This window comes from Sandaracinus amylolyticus (genome assembly GCF_021631985.1).
Taxonomy (GTDB): Bacteria; Myxococcota_A; Polyangia; order Polyangiales; family Sandaracinaceae; genus Sandaracinus; species Sandaracinus amylolyticus_A.
In genome coordinates this window covers 5,147,137-5,159,806 of the sequence record NZ_CP070225.1, presented here as the reverse complement: position 1 = coordinate 5,159,806, position 12,670 = coordinate 5,147,137, and the positions used below count along the sequence as shown (strand labels likewise).

Genomic DNA, 12,670 nt, shown 5'->3' with positions numbered 1-12,670 from the left:
GCGCGTGAACGCTCACTCGCTCGGGCCGTCCCGGCGCGTCCTCCGCGCGAGCCGATCGCGGAGCTGACCCACGACGTCGAGCGGGCTCGGGCCGCGCCAGCCGAGGAAGCGTCCGAGCGCCCAGATCGCGAGGGTCGCGGCGATCCCGGCGAGCGCCGATGTCGAGGCCGCGAAGCCGCTCGTGCTCAGGCTCGCGAAGAGCCCCACCCCGAGCACGCTCGGCAACGCGTGGAGGCGCCCCGGCAACATCACGCGCGGGACCTCGTTCGCGAGCACGTCGCGCAGGATGCTCCCGCCGATCCCGCTGATCGTCCCGAGCAGGATCGCCGACGGGATCGGGAGACCGAGCGCCAGCGCGCGCTCGGCGCCGACGATTCCGAAGAAGCCGAGCGCGAGCGCGTCGACGAGCTCGATCGCGAGGCGCATGCGCGCGAGGAAGGGCGCGAAGAAGAACACGAGCGCCGCCGCGATCGATACCGCGAGCAGGTACTCCGAGCGCAGCAGCACGAGCGCAGGGCCGCTGCCGAGGAGCGCGTCGCGCAGCAGACCACCGCCGAGCCCGGTCGCGATCGCGAGCCAGGCGATCCCGACCGCGTCCATGCGGCGCTCGACCGCGTGGAGGCCGCCCGAGAGCGCGCCCGCGACGATGGCGGGGATCTCGAGGTAGAGCGAGGGCAGGCCCTCCGGGACGATGTCGTTCACGTCACTCGCCCGACGCGCTTCGGCTCGGCGTGGCCACCTCGAGCTCGAAGATCCGGAGGTCGCGCACAGCGTGACGAGGCGCGCCGCGCGCCGCGGGCTCGACCGTGCTCCACGCCCTCGATGTCGAGCCCCGGCGCGGCGGTTCAACGCACCTCGTCGATCGAGTCCCGAATCGAGCACTCGCTCGACGCGAAGCTGTCGCTCGTGGTGGGGCGTCGATATCCGGGTGACGCGGAGGCCGAATGCGTCGAGAACGAGAGCGCGAGTACGAGCAGCTGAGCCCGTTCGAGCTGAAGGACACGCTCGGCGCGCTCGCGAAGAAGCAGAGCGCTCACGACGCGCACCAGATGCTGAACGCCGGTCGCGGCAATCCGAACTGGGTCGCCACGACACCGCGCCACGCGTATCACCTGCTCGGCCGGTTCGCGCTCGTGGAGAGCGAGGCGAGCGGTCGAGGAATGGAGCTCGGCGGGCCGATCCGGCGCGGGGGGATCGCCCAGCGGCTGGAGCGCTTCCTGGCGACCGAGCCCGAGGGCTCGGCGGGCGCGCAGCTGCTGCGCGACCTCGTGCGCATGGCCAAGGTCCGCTACGAGCTCGATCCCGACGACCTGGTTCACGAGCTCACCCAGAGCTCGCTCGGCGATCACTATCCGTACCCCGACCGGTTCCTCCCGAACGCCGAGGTCCTCGTCCGCGCGTACGTGCTGCAGGAGCTCTGTGGCGGCTCGCTCGATCACCGACTCGATCTCTTCGCGGTCGAGGGCGGCACCGCCGCGATGACCTACGTGTTCTATTCGCTGGTCGCGAATCGCGTGCTCCGACCCGGCGACACCATCGCGCTGGGCGCGCCCATCTTCACTCCGTACATCGAGATTCCGAAGCTCCCGGACTATCACTTCCGCACGATCGAGGTCAGTGCCGACGAGCACGATGGGTGGCAGTACCCCGACAGCGAGATCGACAAGCTCGGCGACCCGAGCGTGAAGGCGTTCTTCCTGGTCAATCCCAGCAATCCGCCCTCGGTCGCGATGCGCCGCAGCTCGCTCAAGCGACTGGCACGCATCGTCCGGAGCCGGAATCCGAACCTGATCGTGCTCACCGACGACGTGTACGGGACGTTCGTCGACGACTTCCGCTCTCTGCTCTCCGAGCTCCCGCGACACACGATCTGCGTCTATTCGTTCTCCAAGTACTTCGGCGCGACGGGATGGCGGCTCGGCGTGGTGGGGATGAGCGACGACCACGTGGTCGATCACATCCTCCGCGCGCTCCCCGAGGACGAGCGGCGCGCGGTGGACGGTCGTTATCACGACCTGACGCTCGATCCCACGAAGATGCGGTTCATCGATCGGCTCGTCGCCGACAGCCGCGCGGTCGCGCTGAACCACACCGCGGGGCTCTCGCTGCCGCAGCACGTGATGATGACGCTCTTCGCGGCGTTCGGGCTGCGCGACGAACAGCTGGGCGCGCCTTACAAGAGCGCGACGCGGCGCATCGTCCGCGAGCGCCTCGCCCGTCTGTATCGCGCGCTCGGCGTGCCGCTCCCCGAGGACCCGCTGCGCGCGGGCTACTACGTCGTGCTCGATCTGCTCGAGTGGGCGCGGCGGCGCCACGGCGACGACTTCGTCCGCTATCTCAAGAACCGCTACGAGCCGGTCGACATCGTGTTCCGGCTCGCGGAGCAGCGCGGGATCGTGCTGCTCAACGGTGGCGGGTTCGACGCGCCGCAGTGGTCGGTGCGCGTGTCGCTCGCGAACCTCCCCGACGAGGCGTACGACGAGATCGGTCACGGTCTCGCGGCGATCGCGAAGGAGTACCTCGCGGAGTGGAGCGCGTCGCGCGGGGACGACGGCGCGCGCGCACCGAGCGCCGGCGCGCCGGTGCCCGCCGCCGAGTGATCACGCGGCGAGCGCCACGACGATGCCCCAGATCGTGATGAGCACCGAGCTCGTCGCGTAGGGGAGCGTGAACCCGAGGAGCGGCGCGGTGCTCTTCGCCTCTTCGGTGAGCGCGTTCACCGCGGGCGTCACCGACTCCGCGCCTGCGAGCGCGCCGAGCAGCACCACGGGCTGGATCTTCATCACGTAGCGGCCGACCACGAACCCCACGAGCTGCGGCAGCGCCGTCACGACGATCCCGGCGAAGAGCACCGGCAGCCCGTTCTCGCGCAGCGCCTCGAGCGCGTTCGGCGCGGCGGCGAGGCCGACCATCGCAGTGAACGCTGCGAGCCCGAAGTCGGCCATGACCTGCTGCGCGGCGCTGGGGTACTGCGCGAGGTTGGGCTGGACGCTCCGCACCCAGCCGAAGAAGAGGCCCATGAACAAGCAGCCGACGCCGGTGCCGAGCGTCAGCTTCGTCGCGCCGATCGGGATCTCGACGTGCCCGATCGCGATGCCGATCGCGATGCCGAGGGTCATCACGACGAGATCGGTCATCGCGCTGCCGCGCGCCTCGGTCCCGATCGCCTTCGCGAGCGCGCCGACGTCGGCTGCGAGCCCCGACACCCGGAGCACGTCGCCGCGCTTGAGCACGAGATCGTCCTTCACGCCGAGCGAGTGGCCCATTCGCGTGAGCGAGCGCGGGTACACGTTGGGCCCGTGCGCGCGCATCAGGTCGGCGAGCCGCTGTCCCTGGACCTGCTTGCGCGTGACGACGATGTCGAGGGTCTCTCCGATCGCCGCGGCCGCCGCGGGCTCGACCACCTCCGGTCCCACGACGTCGCCCGCCTTCAGGACCGTCTCGCGCGGCCCCGTGATCGCCAGCTCGTCGCCCTCCGCGAGGACGAACGACGCGTCGACCGTGTGGTTCTCGCCGCCGCGTCGCACCCGGACGACGTGCACCTGATCGCCGCCGAGCGCGTGGAGGACGTCGCCGACCGTCTGCTGCGCGCTCGTCCCCGTCGCGCGATGGATGCGCGCGACGCGCTCGCCGTACGCGTAGAACTGGTCCGCCTTGAGCGGCGGGCGTCCTCCGTTCATCTCGCGGTCGAGCTCCGCCGACGCGCCGGCGAGATCGATCTTCATGAGGCGCGGCGCGATCGTGCGGACGAAGGTCAGCACGCCGAACACGCCGAACACGTAGGTGACCGCATAGGCGATCGCGGTGTTGTCGCGCAGCGCGCTCACGCGGTCGGGCGCGAGATCGAGGGTGCCTAAGGTGTCGACCGCCGCGCCGATCGTCGACGACTGCGTCAGCGCGCCCGCCGCGAGGCCCGCGGCAGTGCCCTTGTCGAGCCCGAGGATCGCGGCCATCGCGAGCACGGCGCCGAGGCCGGTCACCGCGACGATGACCGAGAGCGCGATCTGGCTCAGCGAATGGCGGTCGAGGTGGCCGAAGAACTGCGGCCCGACCTTGAACCCGATCGAGTACATGAAGAGCGCGAGCGCGATCGTCTGCACGACCGGGCTGATCTCCGGCCGGAGCTGTCCGACGACGAGCGCGACGAGGATGCAGCCGGTCGAGCTGCCGAGCTCGATGCGCCCGAGCTTGATGCGTCCGACGAGGTAACCGAGCGCGATCGAGAGGAACAGCAGCGCCTCGGGCATCGACTGCACCAGGCCTTCGATCGTGTCCATGCCGAGCGCTCCTCGTCGTGCGAGCCGTGCAGTTGGCGGACCAGGGCGGTGACGCGGCGCGCGATCCCGGCGTGGGCGCGGCATGGAGCCTCGATGCCCGGTCCGTGGCGTGCGACTTCGGGGCTCCTCGGCAGGAGCGATGTCCGCAGTGGATGGGCCGTCGATCCCGAGCGGGCGAGAGCGGGCTCGCGGCGACGATCGCGATGCTCGCGCTCTTCGTCCCACGCGCCTACGCGCAGTCGGCGCCCGCCGCGGAGACCGATCGCTCCGCGCCCGCGCCGAACGCGCCCTCGTCACCGCCCGCGACGACCCAGGAGGACGTCGTCACGACCGACGTGCCCGGCATCCACCTCTCCGCGGACGACGGGTTCGTGCTCACTGCGCCCGATCGCATCGCGTCGTTGCGCCTCGGCCTGGTGCTCGGTGCGCGCGCGCAGGTCGCGGGCGCGGAGGACGTCGACGTCGGTGCGACCGCGGACATCCGCTTCGCGCGTCTGCGGTTCTCCGGGCACGTCGCCGATCCCGCGCTGCGCTTCTTCGTGCAGCCGGACTTCGGCGGCTCCGGGCCGCGCCTCCTCGACGCTGCGTTCGAGGTGCACGCCCATCCGCTCTTCATCGTCGAGGCCGGGCAATTCCTGCTGCCCTGGGGCACCGCGTGGCTCCCGAACCCAGCGGAGTCGATGTTCCCGGAGACCGGCCCGGCTCGCGACTACTTCGCGCTCGGTCGCGACACCGGTGTGATGGTCTACGGCGCGACCGAGGACTCCGTCTTCTCCTATTGGGTCGCGCTCGGGGTCGGGCGCCCGGTGACGCTCACCGAAGACGACGAGATCCGCGACGCGCTCGTCGTCGCGCGCGTGGTGTGGCAGCCGCTCGGCGCGGTGCCCGAGCACGAGTCGCCTTACGCCGACGGCGAGGTCCCGCCCGCGCTGGCGCTCGGCGTCGGCGGCTTCTTCGGTCGTCTCGTGCGCAGCGTCGCACGCTTCGACAACAGCACCGCGACCTTCGGCTCGACGCTGGCGGGGCAGTTCGAAGAAGGATCGTTCTCGGTCGACGCGATCTTCGTCGCGGGGCCGGTCAGCGCGCAGGTCGAGCTCGACGCGGGGCACCGCACGCCGGTCGATCCCGCGGGCGCCGGCTACTGGGCGCTCGCGCTGATCGGGCAGGTGGGCGTGTTCGTGGTCGGGCACGTCCTGCAGGTCGCGCTGCGCGGCTCCTATCTCGATCCCTCGGAGCAGAGCGCGGACGATCTCTTCGCGGCCGGCGAGGTGGAGCTCGCGCTCTATCCGTGGGGCGTCCACGCGGCGCTGCTCGCGCGCTACGGCGTCGGCCATCACGGCACCAACACGACGTTCCTCGATGCACCTGCGGGTTGGGGTCACATCGGGACGCTGCAGCTCCAGGCGTATTTCTAGGCGGGACGAGCGCGCGCGCGGAGGGCCCGGACGCGCTCGACGAACTCGCGCTCGTCGAGGATCTCGAGCTCCGGCGATCGCGCGAGCGACGCGCGCACCTTCGCGCGCACGTTGCCGAGCCGGAGCGCGACCCCGCGCGCCGCGAGCTCGTCGCGCGCCTTCCGCAGCGCGTCGCGCGCATCGGCGTCGGGCACGCCGAGCCCGTCGGCGTTGACGACGATCTCGCGCAGCGCGGGGTGATGGCTCGCCGCGATCGTGCGCATGTCCTCGACGAAGCGCTCGGCGTTGCCGAAGAACATCGGCGCGCCGAACCGGTAGACCAGCACGTCGCCCGAGGCGCGGACGACGTCGTCGGAGAGCGGCTCGTACACGTGATCGGGCTCGCGCGGCGAGAGCACGAGCGCGGTCGGTGCCATCGCGCGTCGCATCGTGTCGGCGAGCGCGACGAGGACGCCGATGCCGGCGCCCTGGATCGGGCCGAGCGCGACCACGCCGATCCCCGCGGCGAGCGCGATGAAGAAGTCGGGGCGGCGCGTCCTCCACATCTCGCGCAGGCGCTTGCGATCGACGAGATCGATCGCCGCCACCAGCACCACGCCGGAGAGCGCGGCGAGCGGCATCGGCGCGAGGAGGCGCACGACCGAGAGCGCGCTCAGCAGCAGGAGCACGCCTGCCATCACGCCTGCGAGGCGGGTGCGCTGGCCTGCGCTCTTCGCGAGCAGGCTGCGCGACGAGCTGCAGCCGGCGACGAACCCTCCGAAGAGCGCCGACGCGGCGTTCGTCGCGGCGAGCGCGAAGTACTCGCGACGCGCGTCGATCCGGGGATCGTCGGGGCTCGCGAGCGCCTCGGCGTTCGCGATCTCGTCGACGTACACGATCAGCGCGAGGCTGAGCGCGGCCGGCACCATCGCGCGCACGTCGGAGAGATCGACGCCCGCGGGGACGTGCGGCAGGTCGAAGCGGCCGAGCGCGGGGCCGAGCACCGGGATCCCCATCTGCGCGAAGCCGAACAGCGCGCTCGCCGCGGTCGCCAGCGCGAGCACCACGAAGGGCGCCGGCGCCTTCGGCACGAGGTGCTTCGCGAGCGGCACGCCGATCGCCGCGACGAGCCCGACCGCGAGCGCGCCGGGGCCGTGCGCGACGAGCTCCTCGGCCTGCCCCGCGAAGATCATCACGCCCGTGCCCGCGAGGTATCCGACGAACACGGGGATCGGGAAGAGGCGCTGGAGGAACGTGATCTTCGCGAGCCCGGCGAGCAGCAGGAACACCGTGACGAGCGCGGTGAGGATCGCGAGCGACGCGGCGAGCTCCGCCTGCGGCACCGACGCGACCGAGCTCCCGACGATCGCGGCGATGCCGCCCGCCGGGCCGATCGAGACGTGCCGGCTCGACGAGAGCAACGTGAACACGATCGCGCCGGCGATCGCGGTCGCGATCCCGGCGGCCGGCGTCGCGTGAGCGAGCCTCGAGTACGCGAGGGCGTGCGCCGCGTACACGGCCCATAGCGTCATCCCTGCGAAGAAGTCGCCCGCTCGACCGCGCGCCGGGAGAGCGGGGATCGCGAGGGGAGGTCGTGCGTCCGCGGTCGCCATCGTCCTCCGAGGCTCACGTGCCGAGGCGCACGAGCACCGCCGCGGTGGCCCAGATGCTCGCGAGGAGCAGCGCCACGCTGACGAAGAGCGGCGGGTTGAGGTGACGATCGAGGCCCGACACCCCGGCGACCGGGAGGAACGCCGGGCCCCACAGGTGCTTGCGCAGCGCGCGGTGCTGGACGAGCGCGAGCGCGAGCCCCGCCGTCCCCACGATCATCAGCGCGAGCCCGAAGACGCGAGGCGCGTGCGGCAGGAGCGCGGGGTGCGCGCCCTGGAAGCTCCCCACGCGCTCGAAGAACTGCACGACCGTGAAGCCGAAGCCGACGAGCGCGGCCGAGGTGCGCACCCACGCGAGCAGCGTTCGCTCCATCGCCATGCGCGTCCTCAGCCACGCGAAGTGGGTGGGCGCGGTCGGGCTCACCGTGAGCGATGCCGGATCGACCGCTGCGTCGCGCTCGTCGTGGTGGGTCGCGTTCGCAGTCATCGGGGCCGCGAGCGCTCGCTCGGTGCAGCGCGCGTACCGCATCGCGCGCGGGCGCTGCGCCACGACGAACGCTCGAGCCGTCGCGCAGCGCAGCGCGTCGTGATCGTGGCGTGCTTCGTGATCGAGCACGGGGCGGAGGAGCGCGATGCGGAAGACGGTGAGCTGGGCGGTCGGACTCGGTCTCGTGGTCGCCGGCGTGGCGGGGTCGCAGGCACAGCGCGCGGAGCCGTCGCCTCGGGCGCGAGAGGGCGGCGCGGAGGCCGCCCCCGACCTGCCGCGCGTGACGATCCTCGCCACCGGCGGCACCATCGCAGGCACGGCGAGCGGGGCGTCGGCGATCGGTTACCACGCGGGCGCGATCACCGGAGAGCAGCTCGTCGCGGCCGCGCCCGGGATCGATCATCTCGCGCGCATCACGACCGAGCAGGTCGCGAACGTCGGCAGCCAGGACATGAACGACGAGGTGTGGGCCCGGCTCGCGCGTCGCATCGATCAGATCTTCGACGACGGCGAGGCCGACGGAGTCGTCGTCACGCACGGGACCGACACGCTCGAGGAGACCGCGTTCTTCCTCGAGAACGTGCTGCGCAGCGATCGCCCGGTCGTCCTCGTCGGTGCGATGCGCCCTTCGAGCGCGATCTCCGCGGACGGTCCGGCGAACCTGTACGAGGCGGTCGAGGTCGCGGTGTCCCCCGACGCGCGCGGGCGCGGTGTGCTCGTCGTGATGAACGACACGATCCACGAGTCGCGCGACGTCACGAAGACGCACACGACGAGCGTCGACACGTTCCGCTCGCCGAACGCCGGCCCGGTCGGGTACGTCGATCCCGCGGCGGTGCGCTTCGTCGAGCCGAGCCCCACGATGGCGCGCCCGCGCTTCGAGCGCGTGCCCTCGTCGCTGCCGCGCGTCGCGATCGTGTACGCGCACTCGAACATGACCGCCGAGGACGTGCGCGCGGTGATCGCGACGCGCCCGCGCGGGATCGTCCTCGCCGGCGTCGGCGACGGGAACACCTCGCAGGAGGCGCTCGGTGCGCTGCGCGACGCCGTGCGCCGCGGCATCGTGGTGGTCCGCTCGTCGCGCGTGGGCAGCGGGTACACCAACCGCAACGTCGAGGTGGACGACGACGAGATGGGCTTCGTCGCGGCGCTCGATCTGAGCCCGCAGAAGGCGCGCATCCTCACCCAGCTCCTGATCGCGAACCGCATCACCGACGCGGCCGCGGTCCAGCGCGAGTTCGCGGTGCGTTAGAGATCGTTGGAGGTCCAACGAATCGCGGGTGCCGACACCTCGGCACCCGCGCCTACGTCGTTTCCGATCGTTGGAGCTCCAACGATCCAGAGCGCCACACCCTGTGGCGTGAGCGCCTCACTCGCACAGGGAGGAACTCTCGTCGCGTGTGCCGGCGCCGAGCACCCGTCTCCAGAGGTGCGTACCGATCTTCGCAGCCGCTGAGCCATCCCATGACGGCGACGGTACCGACGCCCGAACAAAGGAGCTCCGGATGCGACGAAGCGATCCGAACGTCGTCTTGATCATCGCGGGTGCGATGTTGGTCGGCGCCTGCCAGGGCGACCTGGGTGGTGGCCCCGCGGGCCCCATGGGTTCGCCCGGTGCGGGCGGCGGTGGTGGCGGTGGAGGCGGCGGCGGCGGTGGATCGACGCCAACGACCTGCACGGACGACGCGCTCATCGTCGGCAGCGCGCCGATCCGTCGACTCAGTAACTCGGAGTACGTGCACACGCTCCGAGACCTCTTCCCCGGCGTCGACGTGGAGCTCCCCGAGCTTCCGCCCGACACGCTCACGGGTGGGTTCGAGAACGACGCGCGCGCGCTCGGTGCGTCCGACGTCCGCGTGGCGCGCTGGGAGGAGATCGCGTTCCGCTACGGCGGCGCAGTGACGGCCACGCCCGCGTCGCTCGCGGCGTTCCTTCCCTGCGCGGCCGCCGCGAACGATCTCGAGAGCCAGCGCGCGTGCGGCGAGGAGCTGGTGCGCGAGTTCGGTCTGCGCGCGATGCGTCGCCCGCCGACGAACGAGGAGGTCGCGCGCTACGTCGATCTCTTCCAGACGCAGCTCACCGAGATCGACTTCTCGGCCGCGGTGCAGCTGACCGTGATGGCGCTGCTGCAGTCGCCGGCGTTCCTCTACCGCATCGAGGAGGTGGCGCCCGAGGGTCAGCCGCTGCCGCTCGACGCGTACGAGCTCGCGTCGCGCCTCTCCTACTTGCTGTGGGAGACGATGCCCGACGCGACGCTGCTCGAGGCGGCGGCGCGTGGTGAGCTCTCGTCGGCCGAGCAGATCGAGGCGCAGGCGCGCCGCATGCTCGACGACCCGCGTGCGCGTGAGGCGGTCGTGGACTTCCACCGCCAGTGGCTCGACTTCGATCGCATCGAGATCGACGAGCACAAGCGCCGCGTGCCCGAGCTCTATCCGTCGTGGAGCGAGACCCTGCGCGAGTCGATCGCGGAGGAGCAGCGCCGCTTCGTCGAGGGCGTGATCTTCGAGGGTGAAGGGACCCTCTCGGCGCTCTTCAACAGCCGCCGTGCGTACGTGAACCGCTCGGTCGCGGAGCTCTACGGCGTCGAGGGCCCCGCCGACGACGCGACGTGGGTCGAGGCCGAGCTCCCCGAGGGCGAGCGCGCCGGTCTGCTCACGCGCGCGGGCTTCCTCGCGTCGCACGCGCACACCGGTCAGGGCTCGCCGATCCTCCGCGGCATCTTCGTGACCGAGCGCCTGCTCTGCGAGCTGCGTCCTTCGCCGCCGCCGGGCGCGAACGTGTCGCCGCCGACCGCGGAGCCGGGCGACGGACCGCGCACCAACCGCGACCTCTTCGAGGAGCGCACCGCGGCGCCGACCTGCCAGGGCTGCCACATGCGCATCGACGGCTTCGGCTTCGGCTTCGAGCACTACGACGCGATCGGCGCGTACCGCGATCTCGACAACGGCCTCGAGGTGAACGCGTCGGGCAACGTGTTCGGCACCGACGTCGACGGTCCGTACGACGGCGCGATCGAGCTCAGCGAGATCCTCTCGCAGAGCGGGCGCGTGCAGGAGTGCGCGACGCAGCAGTGGGTGCGCTACGCGATGGGCCGCGCGCCCGAGCGTGCGGAGTCGTGCTTCGTCGATCGCCTCGCCGAGAGCTTCACCGAGAGCGGCGGCAACGTCCGCGAGCTGCTCGTCGATCTCGTGACGAGCCCCGAGTTCCGTCACCGCGGCCTCGCCGCGACGGAATGAGCGCCACCTCCAACTTCCCCACGAACAGCAGGAGCTGTCTCGCATGAAGATCGATCGTCGTAAGTTCCTCGCCGCGATGGGCGTCGGTGGTGCCGCGCTCACGATCCCCGGCGCGATCCTCGGTCGCGCGAGCAAGGGCCTCGCGCAGGTCGCCGGCAGCGGCGCGCCGAAGCGCGTGCTCTTCTGGATCACGCCCCACGGCACCGTGTGGAACGCGTGGAACATGAACGTGCCGGGCCTCGCGCCCAGCGGTACGTCGAGCGCGGCGCTCTCGGGGCTGGCCGCGTCGTCGTGGCCGCGCATCGCGGCGCCGCTGCAGCCGCACGCGTCGAAGCTCTCGTTCGTCGAGGGCATCGCGCGCACCGCGGCCATCGAGTACGAGCGCGCCCACGACTCGCAGGGCGGCTCGTTCGATCTGAACCGCCACCACTTCGGCCAGGCGCACCTGATGACGTGCGTCGATCCGATGCAGCGCTCGGGGACGACGTGCATCGGCGGCGGCATCTCGATCGACCAGGTGATCGGTCGCGCCACGACGGCGGCGGGCCGCTGGTCGAGCCGCGTGTACGGCTCGCGCCACATGCACCCGTACTCGTTCGTCGCGGCGGGCCAGGAGAGCGCGCGCGTCGAGGGCGCGCGCCAGGCGTACGACGACATCGTCGGCGCGTACAACCCGCCGAGCGACGGTGGCGGCGACACGCGCGCCGACCTCATCGCGCGGGCGCGCGGCAGCGTGCTCGACTTCGCGGCGCGCGAGCACACGTCGTTCGCTGCGCGCCTGCCGGCGGCGGATCGCCTGAAGCTCCAGCGTCACCAGGAGCTCATCCGCGAGCTCGAGATCTCGTTCGCCGACTCGCCCGAGGACTCGCCCGCGATGTGCTCGCCGACGTGGAGCGATCTCGGGCACGACATGGATCGCTTCGCGCGGGTGATGGCGCTCGGCCTGAGCTGCGACCTCACGCGCGTGATGACGTACGTGACGCCGGATCTCGCGCCGGTGGAGATCGGTCTGCCCGCGGCGACCGACATCCATCAGGACTACGCGCACACGTCGGTGCGTGGCTCGGGCACGTTCCGCGAAGAGGGCGAGCGCGGGATGATCGAGTACAACCGATTCTACGCGCAGCGCTTCGCGTATCTGCTGGAGCAGCTCGACTCGATCCCCGAGGCGGGCGGCACGATGCTCGATCACACCGCGGTCGTGTGGATGAGCGAGCTCGGCACCGGCAACCACGACCTGCACGACCTGCCGATCGTCATCGCCGGCGGCGCGGGCGGCTCGTTCCGCATGGGGCAGTACATCCGCCTCGCGCGTGACACGCGCATCGGCGCGGGCTGGGGTCACTTCAACCAGGTCGGCCCCGCGCAGAACCGTCTGTACGTGTCGCTGATGCGCGCCATGGGGATGGAGAACGACTCGTTCGGCATCGAGTCTTCGCCGACGGCGAGCGGCGGGACCGTCTCCCTGCGCGGCGTGATCCCTGAAATCATGAACGGCTGAGCTGTGCTTCCGGGAGGGGTCTTGGGAAGACCCCTCCCCCCGACCGGCGGAGCCGGCTCGGGGCCCCCCGCCCCGAACGCTGCGCGCGGGGCCCCAGCCCCGCTTGCTCTCGTGAGCACTGCGAGTCCTTCGACGGTGCGAGCGCGTGCGGCCTACAGGTCGCAC

The 12,670-nt window shown here is 71.7% G+C and carries 9 protein-coding genes; 5 read left to right on the top strand and 4 right to left on the bottom strand.

Annotated elements, in window-relative coordinates; all coding sequences use genetic code 11:
- Window positions 1-12: 12 nt before the first annotated feature.
- Complete coding sequence (locus I5071_RS21780; RefSeq protein ID WP_236607434.1) at window positions 13-702, bottom strand: trimeric intracellular cation channel family protein; 690 nt, start codon at window positions 700-702, stop codon at window positions 13-15.
- 242 nt (window positions 703-944) lie between these two features.
- Between I5071_RS21780 and I5071_RS21775 the strand changes: the two genes are divergently transcribed.
- Entirely contained in the window at window positions 945-2,600 is a 1,656-nt protein-coding gene (locus I5071_RS21775; protein WP_236607433.1) for a bifunctional aspartate transaminase/aspartate 4-decarboxylase, read from the top strand.
- On the opposite strand, the gene I5071_RS21770 is transcribed toward I5071_RS21775, so the two are convergent.
- The gene (locus I5071_RS21770; protein WP_236607432.1) at window positions 2,601-4,277 is read right to left on the bottom strand and encodes a hypothetical protein; all 1,677 of its coding nucleotides are present in this window, start codon (window positions 4,275-4,277) and stop codon (window positions 2,601-2,603) included.
- A gap of 152 nt (window positions 4,278-4,429) precedes the next feature.
- On the opposite strand from I5071_RS21770, the gene I5071_RS21765 reads away from it, so the two are divergent.
- The gene (locus tag I5071_RS21765) at window positions 4,430-5,692 is read left to right on the top strand and encodes an OprO/OprP family phosphate-selective porin (RefSeq protein WP_236607431.1); all 1,263 of its coding nucleotides are present in this window, start codon (window positions 4,430-4,432) and stop codon (window positions 5,690-5,692) included.
- Here the strand turns inward: I5071_RS21765 and I5071_RS21760 are convergent.
- Both I5071_RS21760 and I5071_RS21755 read right to left on the bottom strand, forming a co-directional pair.
- Window positions 5,689-7,284 carry a SulP family inorganic anion transporter gene (locus I5071_RS21760; protein WP_268921245.1) on the bottom strand — a complete coding sequence of 532 codons (1,596 nt, stop codon included), beginning with the start codon at window positions 7,282-7,284 and terminating at the stop codon, window positions 5,689-5,691. The genes I5071_RS21765 and I5071_RS21760 overlap by 4 nt on opposite strands.
- 13 nt (window positions 7,285-7,297) lie before the next feature.
- Entirely contained in the window at window positions 7,298-7,768 is a 471-nt protein-coding gene (locus I5071_RS21755; RefSeq protein WP_236607429.1) for a YidH family protein, read from the bottom strand.
- A gap of 145 nt (window positions 7,769-7,913) precedes the next feature.
- On the opposite strand from I5071_RS21755, the gene I5071_RS21750 reads away from it, so the two are divergent.
- The 3 genes from I5071_RS21750 (at window position 7,914) to I5071_RS21740 (ending at window position 12,505) form a co-directional block, all read left to right on the top strand.
- On the top strand, window positions 7,914-9,020 hold the full coding sequence (locus tag I5071_RS21750) for an asparaginase (protein WP_236607428.1): 1,107 nt from the start codon (window positions 7,914-7,916) through the stop codon (window positions 9,018-9,020).
- A 253-nt stretch (window positions 9,021-9,273) separates the two neighbouring features.
- Window positions 9,274-11,004 (top strand): DUF1592 domain-containing protein, encoded by a 1,731-nt coding sequence (locus I5071_RS21745; RefSeq protein WP_329611179.1) that lies wholly within the window; start codon window positions 9,274-9,276, stop codon window positions 11,002-11,004.
- 76 nt (window positions 11,005-11,080) lie between these two features.
- The gene (locus tag I5071_RS21740; protein WP_236607426.1) at window positions 11,081-12,505 is read left to right on the top strand and encodes a DUF1552 domain-containing protein; all 1,425 of its coding nucleotides are present in this window, start codon (window positions 11,081-11,083) and stop codon (window positions 12,503-12,505) included.
- Window positions 12,506-12,670: the final 165 nt, after the last annotated feature.

Bases quoted from the DNA above. Each gene is read 5' to 3' on its own strand.
- I5071_RS21775 (WP_236607433.1), top strand. From the start codon at position 945: ATGCGTCGAGAACGAGAGCGCGAGTACGAGCAGCTGAGCCCGTTCGAG.
- I5071_RS21760 (WP_268921245.1), bottom strand. From the start codon at position 7,284: ATGGCGACCGCGGACGCACGACCTCCCCTCGCGATCCCCGCTCTCCCG.
- I5071_RS21750 (WP_236607428.1), top strand. From the start codon at position 7,914: ATGCGGAAGACGGTGAGCTGGGCGGTCGGACTCGGTCTCGTGGTCGCC.
- I5071_RS21740 (WP_236607426.1), top strand. From the start codon at position 11,081: ATGGGCGTCGGTGGTGCCGCGCTCACGATCCCCGGCGCGATCCTCGGT.
- I5071_RS21755 (WP_236607429.1), bottom strand. From the start codon at position 7,768: ATGACTGCGAACGCGACCCACCACGACGAGCGCGACGCAGCGGTCGAT.
- I5071_RS21745 (WP_329611179.1), top strand. From the start codon at position 9,274: ATGCGACGAAGCGATCCGAACGTCGTCTTGATCATCGCGGGTGCGATG.
- I5071_RS21770 (WP_236607432.1), bottom strand. From the start codon at position 4,277: ATGGACACGATCGAAGGCCTGGTGCAGTCGATGCCCGAGGCGCTGCTG.
- I5071_RS21765 (WP_236607431.1), top strand. From the start codon at position 4,430: ATGGGCCGTCGATCCCGAGCGGGCGAGAGCGGGCTCGCGGCGACGATC.